We start from the raw sequence: 17,310 nt of genomic DNA, 5'->3' as shown, positions 1-17,310 counted from the left end.
TGTTTCGTTTGGATGGAGAGCGAATTATTAAGTGTTAATATCTTTGAGTTTAAAAAACAACCGTGAGCCCTCGCATGGACAGCAATCAATCTCCTACCATTCAAGCCAATATTTTAGTAGTAGATGATAAGCCCGATAACGTCCGGCTTTTATCTACAATCTTGACCGAACAAGGGTATCAGGTTCGTAAAGCGCTGAACGGGCCAAGGGCGATCGCGACAGTGCTGGAGTTTCCGCCGACTCTAATTTTGCTGGACGTGATGATGCCAGACATGAATGGATATGAGGTATGTGCAAAGTTGAAAGCTTCACCAAAAACCAGTTCCATTCCGGTGATTTTCTTAAGCGCCTTAGATGACGTTTTAGATAAGGTGAAAGCTTTTGAGGTGGGAGCAGTTGACTATATTACTAAACCTTTTCAAGGTAAAGAAGTATTGGCACGAGTGGCAAATCAGTTAACAATTCAAAATCAACAACAGTTACTTCAAGAGCAAACGAAGCAATTCCAACAACTTGTCGAACGTTTGCAAAACGAAATTAAAGAGCGGCAGGGGGTGGAGCTAGCTTTACGGCTTGCTCAAACAAAGTCGGATAATTTATTGCTGAATATTTTACCCGCAGCGATTGTTGAAAATTTGAAAAAGGGCGAGGGTTCTCCTGCCCAGAGGTTTGATTCAGCAACCGTTCTTTTTGCCGATATTGTCGATTTTACGTCTATTGCTGCTAGAATGTTACCTCTAGAATTGGTAAATGTATTGAACCAGATTTTTTCCAGGTTTGACCAACTAACTGAAAAACACGGTTTGGAAAAAATTAAAACAATTGGAGATGCTTATATGGTAGCGGGGGGGTTGCCTGTGCCGAGGGCAGATCATGTAGAAGCGATCGCGAATATGGCTTTGGATATGCAAAAAGCGATCGCTGATTTTCAAACTGACAGAGGCGAACCATTTCAAATTCGGATTGGCATTCATACAGGGCCCGTAGTTGCTGGCGTAATTGGCACTAAAAAATTTATCTATGACTTGTGGGGAGATACTGTTAATGTTGCTTCTCGGATGGAATGTCAAGGACTACCGGGATATATTCAAGTTACTACGGCTATTTACGAACTGTTAAAAGAGCAGTATTTATTTGAGGAAAGAGGTGCGATCGCGATTAAAGGAAAAGGAGAGATGAACGCCTATTGGCTAACAGGTAAAAAAGATAATTCAGCGGTAGAAACCGATGTTTGTCAAACGAATTCCACTCCTAGCGAACTAATAGATTACCCAAATATTCCACTTCTTTAAGAAGTCGGGCATCTAACCTAGGAGCTACGGATGAACGTCGAGCTAATCCTTAAAAAATGAAAATAATTTGCAGTTTCCAATTTGTATCTTCCCGGACGATTTCAAGGCGATCGATAAATTCTCGAAAGTAAAACCTGCGTTCTGATTCTGATAAATCGAGCCAAAATTGGGGAAAGGAAACTGTTTGGGCAGTTTCTCGTAAATTTACTGGGGGTAGTTGCGCTAATTTGCTTTGCAGTTCGGCAATTTCGGTGCGGACTTTGTAGGCTCTAAACTCTGCCGTTTCCGTGTCTAAAATGCCGCTGTCAATCAGGGCGGGAAGTTGCTCTATGATTTCTTGTTTTGATGCGATCGCCCTGACAATTCCTGCTTTAATTCCATTCATATTCGGCATTTGCAACCCAGCAACAGCATCGGGTAAATCCCGACAAATACCGGCGATGGTTAATTGCAATACTTCATCGTAGGAAAGGCCGCTACATTTAGGCTGTTTTGGACAGTTAATCGGTCGCAAATAAAGGTATTCTTTTTCTTTGCGGTAGGAGGTGACTTTGGCAACTGTCATGGGCGATTTGCATTCTGCACAAATTGCTAAACCTGCGAGGGAACGTGGGGCGCTAGCGCTGCGAGGAGAAAGGCAGCGGTTGCGGCGCAGTAACCTGTCTATTTGGGCGGCTTCTTCTCTGGAAATAATCGGGACGTGGGTGTTAGAAATTACTTGGCCGTTTTGATATTCCAAATCGCCTCGGTAGGCGGGATTTGTCAGCCAGCGGCGGCCGGTACTTACAGAAATTTTTTTGTTGTATTTCTTGGCTAAATACCGCACGGAACCTCGCAAGGAACCGTAAATTAAAAAGTGTTCAAAAAAGTCTTTGACGGTGGGGGCGGTGGTTTTATCGATCGTATAACAATCTTTGCCGCGCCGGTAGCCGTAGGGAGCCTTACCCGGTGGAATGCGGGATTTGATGCGGTTGCGCGCGTGTCCTTTGCGAATACTCCGGCTGTGTTGGCTGCGCTGGATTTCTGCGAGTATTTGCAGCAAGTTTTTTCGGTTTCGCGGTTCTGTTTCTGCTTGTACGATGATTTCGACGCCGAGGTTTTCGAGTTGCCAGAGGTGCGAACACACTTGCTGTACGGTGTCGCCGAGTTCTTCAAAGCGCTGAATTAATAAGTATTTGACTGGTTCTGTTTGGCAGTCTTTGAGGAGTTGCTGAAGTTGTTGCCGCCCTCCTAAGTCTTGATAGGTGCGATCGACTTCTTGACCCCAAATTTCCGGTGCGGGTGCTGCTTCCAGTAGCGGTTCGGTGTAAGAATAAGCGATGATTTTCATCTGTTACTCGCTGAGTTCGATGATGTTGCCGTCGGGATCTTGGGTAAATAATGCCGATCGACCTGACGCGCTCATTTGGAACGGGCAATTGTGAGCGATTAACTGCTGTTTGGCTGCCTCTAAGTTAGCAACAGAAAATGCTAGATGTCGGTTGCGTCCCCATTTGGCATGGTCTACGGCATCTGGGATAATTGTTGCACCTAAAATTAAGTGGAGCTGGAAGTCGCCGATTTGATACCAGATTCCGGGAAATTTTAAGTCTCGATCGATTTTTTGCAGTCTTAGTACGGTGCTGTAAAAGTGTTGGGATTTTTCCAGGTTGGAGATGAGTAGGGCGCTGTGCAGGGATTGAGTAATTTTCATTTTTGTTTGGTATTTTTTTTTATTTTAACCGCTGATGCAGGCTGATGAACGCAGATTGGTTGATGTTTGTTCAGTTTTGCATATGATAACATTGTCACTTGCTCTTAACCTATCCAAAAAGGTAAATAGGTCATCGGAAAAAACCTGAATAGAAAATCGGAAATTGTAGGGGTGCGTTTACTTAGAATCTATGGCAGCAGCGAGTTTACTACTGCCAAAGCCGCAGTCTCCCCATGTTATATTTATTTGTACCTACTTACTTATAAATCATGAATAGCAAACAAGTATTTTTGACTGGCGGAATGGGGGGATTGTGACTGTCGCTTCGCGTGGGGGCGAACAGCCGATTGGACAATGGGTGGCTTACTGTGCTGCTAAAGCTGGAATGGTGGCGCTCACAAAGGCGATCGCAGATGAAACAAAAGGTACTAATATCACTGCTAATACTGTCCTCCCCCGTGTGATTGATACTCCGACAAATCCATCGTTAATGGGTTCGGAAAAGGCTCACTAATGGGTGAAACCTGAATCTCTAGCTCAAGTAATTTACTTTTTTGGTTCGGAAGCTGCCGACGATGTTCGCGGCGTCGTTATTCCGATTTAGGGCAGCATTTTAAAAGTTAATCAACCTACTGTAAACTGCCCGCTGGGAGTGTTTTTAACAATGGTTTCAGAAAAAAGTGCGATCGTCTCCAGATCGGGCAAATTCCGTCTCCGCAATGTCTTGGTAGTTCCCTTTGTACTCCAAATTTTGGCTGCTGTTGGCTGCGTTGGCTATCTCTCTTACAGAAACGGAGAGCAGATAGTCAACGATATTGTTAATCAGTTGCGGCAGGAAGTGAGTGGGAGAGTTTACGAACGTGTCCAAACCTATCTGGAAGATCCGCCACTCGTGAATCAGATCAATTACGATGCTTTACGTCTGGGGGTGTTGAACTTTGACGATTTAGAGCAAGCTCGACCCTATTTTTGGAAACAAGTTCTGCAATTTAATTCGATCGGTTACGCGGGAATTGCCAACGAAAAAGGTCAGTACCTGCGTGTGGGTTGGGTAAATCGGCTGGTTGGACTTGAACAACCTCAGCTTGCCCAGCAACTAATTCCCGGGAGTGGCGACTTGATATTTTACAACCTTGACGCTGATGGAAACCCCACAAAAATTGACAAAACCACGCCCAATTACGACGTTCGCACGCGCCCTTTTTACAGAGTTGTTGTTGAGAAGAAACAGGCAGCTTGGAGTGAAGTTTATATTAATTTTGGTTACGGTACGCTGCAAATTAATGCGAGTCTACCCTATTACGATGCCAAAGGCCAACTAATTGGCCTGCTGACTTGCCAGATGGGACTCGATCAAATTCGCCACTTCCTGCAAACCTTAAGGGTGGGTAATTCCGGTCAAGTATTTATCATTGAACCCCAGGGTGAATTAATAGCCACCTCGGTTAAAGAACAGCCTCTTTCGGTGGGAACAGGCAAAGATACAAAGCGGATCAAAGCACAGGAAAGCAGCAACCCGCTGATGCGTCAAAGTGTGTTTGAGCTGCTCGATCGCTTCAAGCGTTTGGAAGACATCCATCAAACTGTTCAACTTGACTTTAAGTTGAACGGTGAGCGGCAATTTATCCAAGTTTCTCCGCTAACTGACAAGTACGGTCTCAATTGGCTGATTGTAGTAGTAGTTCCTGAAGCGGACTTTATGGCGCAAATTTATGCTAACAGTCGCCACACCATTTTGCTGTGTATTGTGGCTCTAGTTGTCTCTGTTGGATTGGGTATTTTCACCGCTAGCTGGATTACTCGCCCCCTGAATCAAATTGCTCAAGCTTCACAATATCTAGCAGGTGGTGCTCTCAACCAGAACGTTGATTCCAGTCGGATTTGGGAAATTGAAACCTTAACAAATTCCTTTAACAGCATGGCGAGACAACAGCAAGAATCCTTTGAAACGCTAGAAGATAAAGTCAAAGAACGTACCTCTGAACTCGCTACAGCCACTAAACAAATTGCTGCTCTCAACCAGCGCCTGAAAGCGGAAAACCTCCGCATGAGCTCCGAGCTCGATATGCTCAAACAAATGCAGCAGTTGATTCTGCCAAAACCTGCTGAACTTGCAGCCATTGAAGATTTAGATATTGCCGGATTTATGGAGCCAGCCTCGGAAGTAGGCGGTGATTACTACGACGTACTTTGTACGAACGGGGTTGTCACGATTTGCATTGGTGATGTCACCGGACACGGATTAGAAAGCGGCATTTTGATGGTGATGACTCAAGCTGCTGTCCGCACTCTTCAGGAAATGCAAGAATCCAACCCTGTGCGTTTTTTAGATACCCTCAACCGCACTATTTATAAAAATGTCCAGCGCATGAACTCCGACAAAAATATGACACTAGCTTTGCTCAACTATGCAGATTGCACAATTAGTATCAGCGGTCAACATGAGGAAACTATTGTGGTCAGGAAAGGTGGTCAAATCCAGCGGATAGACACCATAAATTTAGGATTTCCGCTCGGGTTAGATGAGAATATTTCCGATTGGATCAGCCATGTTTTAGTAGACTTAGAACCTGGGGACGGGGTGGTGCTTTATACGGACGGCATCCCCGAAGCTAGAAACATACATAAAAAATTCTACGGTATGGAAAGACTCTGTGAAGTGGTTTCTCAAAACTGGCATTTAAGCGCAGAACAAATTAAGGAAGCCGCCATCGATGATTGGCGACAATTTATTGGAAAACAAAAAGTATTTGATGACATTACCTTGCTTGTGGTCAAGAAAAGAGATTGAGTTTTGCCTGTTTTAATCCTTGCTTTATTCACCGAATGTTGCTTTGATAAAAACCGATATTTAGTATTATCAACGCCTGTATTTTTTCTAAAAATATATATGAATAAAATTTTAGAAAAGGCTGGATCTACCGCCTTAGTGATTAAAGCTCTATTCTGCTCTATAAATAAATGACAAACAGCATCTTTCGACTACTGTCAATCTTCTTAACTATCGCAGTAATAACTCTGTTTCCCGGAGTTGCTAATGCAGCAGGTCAGATTTCCCTTCACAATTCTACTAGCCAGCCAATTACCTGTTATGCTGCTGGCGAGCTTCGCCACACGGTTAACCAAAATACACAGACGATCGCCCTATCACAAGGCGAAACTCTTGCACTCAACCCACAGGATTTCTCGACGCAAAAGATCGATCGCGTGGAGTGTGCGGGATACAATGCGGACAATCTGAACGTCACCGCAAATAGTCGCGATCGCTATTTATCTTTCACCGATCAAGTCCAGCAGACTTTATCGGTATTGTTGTACCCCTATTTACCGACAACGCCAGAAGCAAATTTTCAGCCGATGGTACAGCGGATTGTTAATGAGTTTCAACAGAAAAATCCCCAGATTTGGCTCAATGCAGTAATGACTCAAGATTTAGAATATGACACCTATACCTACAGCAATTTACCGAATCTTCTGGGTAAAAATGGATTTGATTTAGTTTAAATTGATACCTTAATGTTAGGTGATGCAGTCGATAATCATTTGATTCTTCCAGCTTTTCCAGCACTATCAAATTCAAAGTTTTGGCAAGTAGGTCTAGAAGCATCAACTTACAAAAATCTACTCTACGGTTTTCCGACTTGGCTGTGTTCGTATTTTTTATTCGGGCGAGATACGGATATTTGGAAAGTTAAATACGTGCCGGGATTAATTATTTATCTCACAAACCACCCGTAAAACCGCGATTAATTGCCAATTTTAACAGTGACTGGAATGCGATCGGCTTTTATTTGGATGGCTATACAGACTTGTTTGGGTTTGAGCAAGTGACAGAAGCTTTGGAAAAACCGCTACTATAATCAAGATCCCAACGCGGGATACCAGGACTTTTTAGCAGGAGCCAGCAGCTTTATTGGCTTTTCGGAAAATTCTTTTTATATCCGCTTGTCCGATACCCAAAAGCTACCTCTTTTTGCAACACCAGCTCCCTAGGGTCAGGAGCTTAAACCATTGGTTTTTGCTGATACTTTAGCTGTAAATTATTCTCGATGTAACAATCAAGATTCTCAGGCTAATGCTGTCAAGTTTATCGACTACATGAGCAGCGTTGATACCAAACTCTGGATTGCTTTTAGCGAAGATTTAGATAGCGGTACGCCACCCCAGCGAGCGCTACCAGCCATCAAAGCTTTCTACGCCAGCCATGAGTCCAGCAAGACCAACTATACCCGCAATTCCCAGCAGTAATCAAGAACCCAAACGCAAATTTCCCTAACTCTATTTCAGACAATAAAAAAATAGCGATGTACCAAGAAATTTGTCCGGAATTCAACCAACAGGAACCTGAATATCCCAAATGTGACTTTACCAGGCGATCGATCCTACGAAGCAAGCGCTTCAAAGGTTTTTAACACAATTGATGTGATTCGCGATCGGTTAGGGCTCGATCATTGTTTTTTGGTCAAATCTTCCCTAAACCTTGCCGGCTGTAGTAAACTAATCACTAAGGACCGCAAACTTTTTTATATTCCTTAAACTAAAAGCTTACTAGGATTTAGCAACCTGAGCGGTGGTAAGTACGTTCTGAATCGCTGAAACCATTGCCCCCAATTGCATCGCTCCATCGATTTTTGCATTCTTCCTTTAATATCTACTATAGTAACTATGACCCTGATATCAATTCCGGGCTACCGGGCGATCGAACAACTCTACTCAGGCTCTAGAACCTTGGTTTACCGAGGTTTTTCTGAATCAGACAATCAACCAGTCGTCATCAAACTGCTCAAATCAGAGTATCCCACTTTCAGCGAACTGGTGCAGTTTCGCAATCAGTACACCATTGCCAAAAATATTGAAAATTCCGGTATTGTCAAACACTTAAGTCTGGAAGTATACCGTAACGGTTTTGCCTTAGTGATGGAGGATTTTGGCGGAATTTCTCTAGCAGAATACATAACCAATGATGCTTGGAACCTCAAGGAGAAAATTACCAATAGCCTAGAAAAATTTTTACAAATTGCCCTGAAAATTTGCTCTTGTTTAGAATCAATATATAACAACAAAGTTATTCACAAAGATATCAAACCCCAGAACATTATAATTAACCCTAAAACTCAAGAAGTTAAAATAATAGACTTTAGTATTTCCTCGCTTTTGCCTCGAGAAAATCCAGAAATTAAAAATCCCAACATCTTAGAAGGGACATTAGCTTATATGTCTCCCGAACAAACTGGAAGAATGAATCGTGGGATTGACTACCGCACCGATTTTTACTCGCTTGGAGTAACTTTTTACGAACTGTTGACAGGACAATTGCCATTCCAATCTAACGAGCCGATGGAATTGGTTCACTCTCACATTGCTCGCCAGCCAATTCACCCCATCGCCCTCAATCCTGCCATCCCCCAAGTATTGAATGACATAGTGCTCAAACTGATGGCGAAAACAGCCGAAGCACGCTATCAAACAGTTAGTGGCATCAAACACGATTTAGAAAAATGCTTAAAAGAATACTCAGAGCGTGGCACTATTCAACTGTTTGAATTAGGAAGCAGAGACATTCCCGAACGCTTTGTCATTCCCGAAAAACTTTACGGCAGAGAAACCGAAGTTTCGGCCCTATTAGCAGCCTTCCACCGCGTCGCCTGTCCCCAAGAAAATTCCGCCACCGCCGATTTCGAGGTTTCCCCTAGTAGCAGCCCAGAGCCTCAGAAATTCCCCCCTAGAGCTACTACCGAAATCATGTTGGTAGCAGGCTTTTCCGGGATTGGCAAAACCGCTGTGGTGAACGAAGTTCACAAGCCAATCGTCCAGCAGCGGGGATACTTTATCAAAGGGAAATTCGATCAATTCAGGCGCGATATTCCATTCTCAGCATGGGTACAAGCTTTGCAAAGTTTCCTGCAGCAATTACTGACAGAAAGTGTTACTCAAGTTCAGCAGTGGCAAGCCCAAATCTTGTCCGCTTTAGGCGATAAGGCTCAGGTAATTATTGATGTTATCCCAGAATTAGAACTGCTGATTGGCAAGCAACCTGCTGTCCAGGAATTAGAACCCAATCCTGCACAAAATTGTTTCAATCTGTTATTTCAAAAGTTCATTCGTGTCTTTGCTACCAAAAATCACCCCTTAGTGATCTTCTTAGATGATTTGCAATGGGCAGATTCAGCATCTCTGAAACTAATGCAATTGTTGCTCGGCGAATCAGAAGGTCAACATTTGCTGCTAATTGGCGCTTATCGAGATAATGAAGTTTCGAGCGTTCATCCATTAATGCTGACTTTATCAGAGATTCGCAATCTACCAAATCGCAGTATCGATCGCCCAGCCCCTATAATTAATCAAATTACTCTCGCGCCACTTTCAAAAATTGACTTAAATCGTCTAGTTGCTGATGCTTTAAGTTGTCCGCCCTATCGCTCGATTTCTTTAACAGAATTAATTTTTCAAAAAACAAAAGGCAATCCTTTTTTTAGCAATCAATTTCTCAGAAAGCTGCATGAAGATAAGTTAATCTATTTCGATTTTACCCCGTTGGATGGGGGAGAAAGGGGGGGTTGGCAGTGCGATATTACTAAAATTAGAGAATTGGCAGTCAGCGATGATGTCGTCGAATTTATGGCTAATCAATTGCAAAAATTGCCGCTAAATACTCAAAACATTTTAAAAATAGCTGCTTGTATTGGCAGTCAATTTGATTTAGAAACCTTAGCTGTTGTTTGTGAAAAATCTCCAATAGACACTGCGGCTGATTTATGGAAAGCATTGCAAGAAGGTCTAATTTTACCGCAAAGTGAAGTTTACAAATTTTTTGCAGGTGATGGGGAGTCTGCACCATTAGCTGTTGCCGATTGTCAATTGCCCAGTTACAAATTTTTGCACGATCGCGTTCAACAAGCTTCTTATTCTTTGATTCCCGATGAGGCAAAACAGTCAACTCACCTAAAAATTGGCAGATTGTTGTTGAGTAATACCCCAGATGATGAAAAAGAAGAGCGGATATTTGATATTGTCAACCACTTGAATATTGGAGTGGAATTAATTGTCGATCGCACCGAAAGAAATCAACTAGCTTCCTTGAACTTAATTGCGGGATGTAAAGCTAAAAATTCTACAGCTTATGCTGCTGCTGTGGATTATTTAAGTATCGGCAGAAAACTGCTAGCAGATGATAGCTGGACAAATTTATACGACTTGACGATCGATCTTTATGTAGAAGCGGTTGAAGCCGAATATTTGAATACCAATTTCGATTTGTCGCACCAACTGGCGGAAATAGTTCTATGTCGAGCGCACAATCTCCTCGATCAATTCAGAGTTTACGAAGCGCAAATTCAGTCTTATATTGCTCAAAATCAGATGAAATCGGCAGTAGATACTGGATTGCAAGTTTTGGGAATGCTGGGTGTTTCTTTGGAAACAGAACTTCCCGCTAAAGTAGAGATATCTGCCTTAGCTAATTTGCCTCAAATTAATAATCCTTATAAAATTGCTGCTTTGAGGATTTTATGTGCGATCGCTTCTGCCGCTTATCTAGCTAGTCCAGAACTTTACCCAGCCGTTGTGTTTACAATGGCACATATTTGTAGCAAATATGGGAACTCTGCACCGGCTAGTTATGCCTATGCTTGTTGCAGTTTAATCTGTGAAGTAATCGGAGAAATTGAATTAGGCTATCAATACGGCAAACTATCTTTGCAGGTATTAGATAAATTCCCATCCCAAGAATTTCACTCGAAAGTTCTGATGGTGTACAATGCTTGCGTGAGACATTGGAAAGAACCCAGTCGATCGAGCATAGCGTCTTTGGTATCAGCAGTCCAAAGCGGTTTAGAAACTGGCGATATCGAGTATGCTTGCTATTCGGCTATGTATCTTTGCATCTACAGCTTTTTTAGCGGGGAAAACTTAAGAGCGGTAGATACAAAATACGAGCAGTATCTCGAACTAATGCTGAATTTCCAACAAGAATATCAGACTTATTATACTAAAATATGGCGACAACTTACATTAAACTTACAAGGATTAGCTGAGGACAAGTGTCGGTTAGTTGGCGAGAGTTTTAATGAAGATGAAATGTTACCAGTGTTGCTGGCAGCAAATAATGTCTCTTCCCTCTTTGGGGTTTATTTTGCTAAATTGGTTGTGAATTATTTGTTTGGCAATCGCGATCGGGCTGTGGAAAATGCCCAGCTAGCAGAGCAATATGTCGCGGGTGTCGGCTCGTTGATGATGGTTCCCCAGTACAATTTTTACCATTCCCTCGCCCTGGTGGCACTGTATCCCCATGCTGATTCGAGCGCTCAAGAACAATACTTGAACCAAGTTGCAGCCAATCAGGAAAAAATGCAAACTTGGGCATTCCATGCACCCATGAATTATCAGCACAAGTATGACTTAGTAGCGGCAGAAATAGCACGAGTATTGGGACACAGGCTCGAAGCAATGGATTTGTACGATCGCGCCATTGCTACGGCAAAAGAAAACCAATACCTCCAAGAAGAAGCACTAGCAGGTGAATTGGCAGCTAAATTCTACCTTGAATTAGGCAAATATAAAATTGCCCGCGTCTATCTAACGGACGCTTACTACGCTTATGCTCGCTGGGGAGCTCCAGCAAAAATTCATGATTTAGAACAAAAATATCCCCAATTACTCTACCAGGTTCTCGAACAGAAAACAAGTTTGTATGCGGCAGATACAATCGATCAAACTCTAGTCGAACCCCTCACCTCTACTGGCAATAATATTGGCAGTATGCTGGATTTGGCAACAGTTATTAAAGCTTCTCAAGCCATATCTGGAGAAATAAACGTCGAGGAATTGCTATCAACTTTGATCGGAATTTTGACCCAAAATGCGGGAGCCTCAAAAGGCTCTCTCATCTTAGAAAGAGCTGGCCAATTATCGATTGTTGCTAAATGCTTAGACGAGCGCTGCTATTTACCCAATATTCCCCTTTCTCAAAGTCAAAATCTTCCCATCACTGCCATTAACTACGTCTGGCGTACCAGAGAAACCTTGGTAATTAATGATATTGCTACTGAAAACATCTTTGCGGCTGACCCCTACATTATTCAGCACCAACCTAAATCTGTATTGTGTACTCCCATAGTTAACCAAGGTAAAGCGATCGGCATTTTGTACTTAGAAAATAGTCTCGCCCCAGGTGCATTTACTCCTGACAGGTTGGAAGTCTTAAAAATTCTCTCTTCCCAAGCAGCAATTTCGCTGGAGAATGCTCTGCTATATCAAACTCTAGAAGATAAAGTTGAAGAACGTACAGCCCAACTAGCCCAAGCGAATCAGGCAATTTCTGCCCTCAACCAACGCCTCAAAAACGAAAATCTGCGGATGAGTGCCGAACTCGATATCCTCAAACAAATGCAGCAGTTAATTCTGCCCAAACCTGCGGAATTAGCTGCAATTGCAGAGTTAGATATCGCTGGCTTTATGGAACCTGCAGATGAAGTTGGTGGCGATTACTACGACGTACTTTGTACTGACGGGGTGGTTACGCTCTGCATTGGTGATGTCACCGGACACGGACTAGAAAGCGGAATTTTGATGGTAATGACTCAAGCTGCTGTTCGCGCTTTGAAAGAAGTTCAAGAAATAGAGCCCGTTCGCTTTTTAGATACCCTCAACCGCACTATTTATAAAAATATCCAGCGGATGAACTCGGACAAAAATATGACCCTAGCTTTGCTCAACTACGCCGATAGCACAATTAGTATCAGCGGTCAACACGAGGAAACTATTGTGGTCAGGAAAGGCGGTCAAATCCAGCGGATAGACACAATAAATTTGGGATTTCCGATCGGCTTAGATGAGGATATTTCCGGTTGGATTAGCCATGTTTTAGTAGACTTAGAACCGGGGGACGGGGTGGTGCTTTATACTGACGGCATCCCCGAAGCTAGGAATATGCACAAAAAATTCTACGGTATTGAAAGACTCTGTGAAGTGGTTTCTCAAAACTGGCATTTGAGCGCAGAACAAATCAAGGAAGCCACCATCGATGATTTGCGAAAATTTATTGGCCAACAAAAGGTTTTTGATGACATTACTTTGCTAGTATTGAAGCAACAGGGAAATATTGTGCATAATTTATGATTGACGGTAGTCAACCCGGTGTCTACAAGAGGTCTTGGATTTAGTGCTCAAGCATCGAAGCAGAAACAGGATTTCGAGTTCCGCGCCTGTAAGTTATAATAATTTATAGCGAGGAAGTCAAACAATTTTGCGCTTCCAGATTCGGAAGTATAAATTATGAAACCACAAATAAATTTAGCACCATCTAAATCTCCCGAAGAACTCCATATCCAGCTACAGGAGTTGAGCCAAAAACTTGAGGAAGTCGAGGATGAAAAAAATAGCTATGAAACCTTAGTAGAAATTATTACACAACACTCCACCGATCTGGAAAACCAGATCCGTCATAAAAACCGAGAGATGCAGACTTACATCGAGCAGGTAAAAAAGGTTATAGATGCAGCTATTGCTGTAAAAAACAATAGCTTTCAACCCCAGATATTGTCAGATGTGGCAGCGCGCAGTGATGCACTGGGAGAACTGGCACAGGTATTTTCCCATATGGTGCAAACGGTGAAAGCGCGGGAACAAGAATTAGAGAAACTTTTGCAGGCTTACGGACGTTTCGTTCCGGATGAATTTCTCCAATTTCTCGGGAAGCAGAGCATGGTTGATTTCCAGCTTGGAGATCACGTGAGCAAAGAGATGGCAATTATGTTTTCCGATATGCGTTCGTTCACCACGATGGCGGAGCAAATGACTCCTCAAGAAAACTTTGACTTCATCAATAACTATTTACAGCAAATTAGTCCCGAAATCCGTAAGCACAACGGTTTTATTGTCAAGTATATTGGAGATGGAGTCATGGCTGTTTTTCCTGATGGCGTGGATGATGCTATTCAGGCAGGAATTGTGAAATTGGAGCAGTTGCAGAAATACAATCACAGCCGTAAAATAAATGGGGATATACCGCTGAAGATTGGCATTGGTATCCATGTGGGTGATACGATGGTTGGGATTATTGGAGACGCGAATCGGATGCAAGCAGATGCGCTCTCCGATCATGTCAATCTCACTGCTCGTCTGGAAGGTTTGACTAAGTATTATGGCGTATCTTTATTAATTTCTGGAGATGTGGTACAACGTTTGAGTCAACCCGAAAAGTATCATATCCGTTTTTTGGATCGGGCTATTGTCAAAGGTAGACAAGAAGCCATTACAGTTTGTGAGGTGTTAGATGTTGAAGTAGAACCAGTGCGATCGCTCAAAATTCACACTTTGCCTATATTTGAGGAGGGACTCCAAGAATATTGTCAGGGAAATTTTGCTAAGGCCAGAGTTTGTTTTGAACAAATAGTCGCCCTAAATCCAGATGACAAGCCCAGTCAACTTTACTTAAAACGCATCCAATCGCTGTTAGAAAATAGTATTCCTGCTAACTGGGATGGCGTGTGGAAATTCACCCAGAAGTGACATTAATACATCTATTGGAGGGAGAGAAATCATGACATCTGGAAGCTTAAAAACAATGACACAAATATTTGGAGAATTCATTGAAGAATTTCCTCCTGAACACGACTGCCTAGAACTTACATTTACCCCCAGTTCTCGCCCCATCAAACAGCGCTGGCGCAATAACAGGCTTTCAGCTCATTTTGTAGCCGATTATTTGTCTAGCTTTCTACCGGTGGATGAGGAGGATGCTAGCAGCGAGAAACGGATAAAAGAAAGCAAGGGAGCTGTGAGCTACGTAGCCAACGAACTGTTAGAAAATGCGATAAAATTTAACAACGATGATGCTAATTACAAGGTCAGATTTGGTATACATTTTATTGGTGAAATAGAGGTAACGGCGGTAATTTTTGCCAGTAATAGTGTGAATCCACAAGGGGCAAGTAAGTTGAAGGAGTTTATTCAAGAAATTATGGATTCCGATCCAAATGAACTTTATTTGCAGCAGCTTGAAAAGAATGCGGAATCGGAAAGTGACGACACATCGGGATTGGGATTGCTGACGATGATTAATGACTATTCAGCTAAGATAGGTTGGAAATTCGATCGCAGACCAGATAGTGATACCATCATTGTTACGACTGTGGTTCAAATTAGGGTCTAGTTTCTAGCATTTCAATATTTACTCTCTTGTGCGATTGCAATATTTTAGTCAGGACACAAAATCACAATGGGCATTCAAGAAATTAAAGGTGAAGATTACAGCATTCAGTACGATGCAGAATCAGTCACAGTCACTTTCCAAGGCGAACTCAGCCTGAGCGGTCCTGCAGAGTATGCACCAATAGCCGAATTGTTAGATGAGGTCGCCAAGGGCGAACCTCCTACTATTACCTTGAACCTAAAACAATTGGAATTTGTTAACAGTTCTGGTATCAGTATGCTGTCTAAATTTGTCATTAGCGTCCGGAAAAAGAAAACAATTCAACTTTTGGTATTGGGTTCAAATGATATTCCTTGGCAACAGAAATCTCTCAGAAATTTAGAAAAGCTGTTGCCAACTTTGAAGCTAGAACTAGGCTAGGATATGTGTAAATTTTAAGTACAGTTAACATAGGCGGGACGCCCGTGCCACACACAGTTAACACAGGCGGGACGCCCGTGCCACACACAGTTAACACAGGCGGGACGCCCGTGCCACACTTAACATAGATAAATTTGGATGGTTAGTAAATTGCTTAAGTTTGCTGGATCGGCAGTTCAAGGATAAACTCGGTTCCCTTGCAAGGTTCCGACTCGCACCGAAGCGATCCTCGGTGATTTTCTACTAAGATTTTGTAGACAATAGACAATCCTAAACCGGTACCTTTACCAACTTCCTTGGTGGTGAAAAACTGCTCGAACATTCGCTCTTTTATCTGTGGTGTCATTCCGGTTCCGGTGTCAGCAATCCGCACTCTCACGCGATCTGGCCCAGCTAATTCTGTGGTGATCAAAATTTTTAGCGCAGCATAGGGCTGATTTTGTGAGGCCTCGTCCAAAGCATCGATCGCGTTAGTAATTAGATTCATAAATACTTGATTGAGCTGTCCCGAATAACACTCTACAGGAGGCAATTTCCCATAATTTTTAACTACTTGAATGTCGCGACGGTCTATTTGAGAATTGAGACGGTTTCGCAAAATTAACACGGTGCTGTCAATGCTGTCGTGCAAATCGCACATGGTCATGTTACTGTTATCGGTTCGCGAAAAGTTGCCCATAGATTTGACAATTTCGCGAATGCGATTGGAACCCATTTGCATGGAAGAGATAACTTTAGGCAAGTCTTCAACTAGAAAATCAAGATCTATCTCTTCGATTTTAGCTGTAATTTCGGGACAGGGATTGGGATAGCATTCTTGATAGAGACACAGCAGGTGCAACAAATCTTGAGTATAAATTGCAGCATGGCTCAAGTTGCCGTAAATAAAACTAACTGGGTTATTAATTTCGTGGACGATACTAGCCATTAGCGCCCCCAGCGAAGACATTTTTTCGCTGTGGAGAAGTTGAGCTTGAGTTTGTTTTAGTTCGCAAAGTGCGCGATCGAGCTCGGCAGCTTGAGCTTCTGCTTTCGCGGTAGCAGCACAACTTTCTTGATAAAGTTCAACCTGTTTGAGGTCGATTTCAAATTGTTCTATTTCGCTTTCTTGCTGGTATTGACTCACCACGGCATCGAAAGCTTCTAGCAAGTCGCCGCCCGCTGCTTCGATAATGTACAGCAGATGGGGATTTTCCAGCATGAGTTCGGCATCAGGAACTTGCACCAATGCTTTTATTCGATCGATATATGCGCGCACTTGTTTGTCTAAATACAGCGGCGGCTCAAAATACATTGCCTTGAGGGTGGCTGAAGGGGGACTGCCTAAGTTGATGCTGCTGCCAATATTAATTAAGTCGCGGTGCGATTTTTCCATAAGCTCGATCGCCTCTAACAAATTTCCCCGCAATTTGGCTTTTTCTACCCCATTCTGAGAACACACTAACCTCATGCAAAAAAAAGCCGTTCGTTGGGAAAGCATTCGCTGACGGCCGCTAATATTAATTACCGCAGCACTAATTTTTCTGGCTGTCGTAATTTCTTCCAGATTAAAATAGTTCTTCATTGCCGCCATTGGTAATACCCCCGACTCCACTAAATGTCTGTAGCTCCTGCTGACACAAGATTTAAGAGCCATAATAAAAAATTGTACAATACACTAAGCAATATATTATGTATTTATTACTAAAGTAGTATACTAAAACACAATTATTTTGTATGAGTCGATTATCACAATTTTTATAATTCGGCTTGTT

13 protein-coding genes are annotated in these 17,310 nt (G+C 42.7%); 10 read left to right on the top strand and 3 right to left on the bottom strand.

Annotated elements, in window-relative coordinates:
• Window positions 1-74: 74 nt before the first annotated feature.
• Window positions 75-1,292: an adenylate/guanylate cyclase domain-containing protein gene (locus QUB14_RS17325; RefSeq protein WP_333218285.1), complete on the top strand. Its 1,218-nt coding sequence runs from the start codon at window positions 75-77 to the stop codon at window positions 1,290-1,292.
• A 49-nt stretch (window positions 1,293-1,341) separates the two neighbouring features.
• On the opposite strand, the gene QUB14_RS17320 is transcribed toward QUB14_RS17325, so the two are convergent.
• Window positions 1,342-2,622: a recombinase family protein gene (locus QUB14_RS17320; protein ID WP_333218274.1), complete on the bottom strand. Its 1,281-nt coding sequence runs from the start codon at window positions 2,620-2,622 to the stop codon at window positions 1,342-1,344.
• A gap of 3 nt (window positions 2,623-2,625) precedes the next feature.
• Complete coding sequence (locus tag QUB14_RS17315) at window positions 2,626-2,985, bottom strand: VOC family protein (protein ID WP_333218273.1); 360 nt, start codon at window positions 2,983-2,985, stop codon at window positions 2,626-2,628.
• Between the two features lie 286 nt (window positions 2,986-3,271).
• Here QUB14_RS17315 and QUB14_RS17310 point away from each other — a divergent pair, with 286 nt between their 5' ends.
• The 9 genes from QUB14_RS17310 (at window position 3,272) to QUB14_RS17270 (ending at window position 15,556) form a co-directional block, all read left to right on the top strand.
• Window positions 3,272-3,499 (top strand): SDR family NAD(P)-dependent oxidoreductase, encoded by a 228-nt coding sequence (locus QUB14_RS17310; RefSeq protein ID WP_333218284.1) that lies wholly within the window; start codon window positions 3,272-3,274, stop codon window positions 3,497-3,499.
• 150 nt (window positions 3,500-3,649) lie between these two features.
• Window positions 3,650-5,776, top strand: coding sequence for a SpoIIE family protein phosphatase (locus QUB14_RS17305; protein ID WP_333218272.1), 2,127 nt, complete (start codon window positions 3,650-3,652; stop codon window positions 5,774-5,776).
• Between the two features lie 170 nt (window positions 5,777-5,946).
• Window positions 5,947-6,489, top strand: coding sequence for a hypothetical protein (locus QUB14_RS17300; protein ID WP_333218271.1), 543 nt, complete (start codon window positions 5,947-5,949; stop codon window positions 6,487-6,489).
• Between the two features lie 12 nt (window positions 6,490-6,501).
• Window positions 6,502-6,723: a hypothetical protein gene (locus tag QUB14_RS17295; protein WP_333218270.1), complete on the top strand. Its 222-nt coding sequence runs from the start codon at window positions 6,502-6,504 to the stop codon at window positions 6,721-6,723.
• A 273-nt stretch (window positions 6,724-6,996) separates the two neighbouring features.
• On the top strand, window positions 6,997-7,233 hold the full coding sequence (locus tag QUB14_RS17290; RefSeq protein WP_333218269.1) for a hypothetical protein: 237 nt from the start codon (window positions 6,997-6,999) through the stop codon (window positions 7,231-7,233).
• 417 nt (window positions 7,234-7,650) lie between these two features.
• Window positions 7,651-13,101 carry an AAA family ATPase gene (locus QUB14_RS17285; RefSeq protein WP_333218268.1) on the top strand — a complete coding sequence of 1,817 codons (5,451 nt, stop codon included), beginning with the start codon at window positions 7,651-7,653 and terminating at the stop codon, window positions 13,099-13,101.
• A 156-nt stretch (window positions 13,102-13,257) separates the two neighbouring features.
• Complete coding sequence (locus QUB14_RS17280; protein ID WP_190663372.1) at window positions 13,258-14,493, top strand: adenylate/guanylate cyclase domain-containing protein; 1,236 nt, start codon at window positions 13,258-13,260, stop codon at window positions 14,491-14,493.
• Window positions 14,494-14,524: 31 nt separating this feature from the next.
• Window positions 14,525-15,136 carry a DUF6272 family protein gene (locus QUB14_RS17275; RefSeq protein ID WP_190663373.1) on the top strand — a complete coding sequence of 204 codons (612 nt, stop codon included), beginning with the start codon at window positions 14,525-14,527 and terminating at the stop codon, window positions 15,134-15,136.
• Between the two features lie 66 nt (window positions 15,137-15,202).
• Complete coding sequence (locus tag QUB14_RS17270) at window positions 15,203-15,556, top strand: slr1659 superfamily regulator (protein WP_190738960.1); 354 nt, start codon at window positions 15,203-15,205, stop codon at window positions 15,554-15,556.
• Window positions 15,557-15,710: 154 nt separating this feature from the next.
• On the opposite strand, the gene QUB14_RS17265 is transcribed toward QUB14_RS17270, so the two are convergent.
• The gene (locus QUB14_RS17265; RefSeq protein WP_333218267.1) at window positions 15,711-17,192 is read right to left on the bottom strand and encodes an ATP-binding protein; all 1,482 of its coding nucleotides are present in this window, start codon (window positions 17,190-17,192) and stop codon (window positions 15,711-15,713) included.
• Window positions 17,193-17,310: the final 118 nt, after the last annotated feature.

It is taken from the genome of Microcoleus sp. B3-D2 (assembly GCF_036705345.1).
Lineage (GTDB): Bacteria > Cyanobacteriota > Cyanobacteriia > Cyanobacteriales > Microcoleaceae > Microcoleus.
The sequence above is the reverse complement of the archived record's forward strand: the minus strand, read 5'-3'. Positions and strand labels throughout refer to the sequence as shown.

Excerpts from the sequence above, each read along its gene's own strand:
- QUB14_RS17285 (WP_333218268.1), top strand. The coding sequence starts at position 7,651 with ATGACCCTGATATCAATTCCGGGCTACCGGGCGATCGAACAACTCTAC.
- QUB14_RS17295 (WP_333218270.1), top strand. The coding sequence starts at position 6,502 with ATGTTAGGTGATGCAGTCGATAATCATTTGATTCTTCCAGCTTTTCCA.
- QUB14_RS17300 (WP_333218271.1), top strand. The coding sequence starts at position 5,947 with ATGACAAACAGCATCTTTCGACTACTGTCAATCTTCTTAACTATCGCA.
- QUB14_RS17325 (WP_333218285.1), top strand. The coding sequence starts at position 75 with ATGGACAGCAATCAATCTCCTACCATTCAAGCCAATATTTTAGTAGTA.
- QUB14_RS17275 (WP_190663373.1), top strand. The coding sequence starts at position 14,525 with ATGACATCTGGAAGCTTAAAAACAATGACACAAATATTTGGAGAATTC.
- QUB14_RS17270 (WP_190738960.1), top strand. The coding sequence starts at position 15,203 with ATGGGCATTCAAGAAATTAAAGGTGAAGATTACAGCATTCAGTACGAT.
- QUB14_RS17265 (WP_333218267.1), bottom strand. The coding sequence starts at position 17,192 with ATGGCTCTTAAATCTTGTGTCAGCAGGAGCTACAGACATTTAGTGGAG.
- QUB14_RS17305 (WP_333218272.1), top strand. The coding sequence starts at position 3,650 with ATGGTTTCAGAAAAAAGTGCGATCGTCTCCAGATCGGGCAAATTCCGT.
- QUB14_RS17320 (WP_333218274.1), bottom strand. The coding sequence starts at position 2,622 with ATGAAAATCATCGCTTATTCTTACACCGAACCGCTACTGGAAGCAGCA.
- QUB14_RS17280 (WP_190663372.1), top strand. The coding sequence starts at position 13,258 with ATGAAACCACAAATAAATTTAGCACCATCTAAATCTCCCGAAGAACTC.
- QUB14_RS17315 (WP_333218273.1), bottom strand. The coding sequence starts at position 2,985 with ATGAAAATTACTCAATCCCTGCACAGCGCCCTACTCATCTCCAACCTG.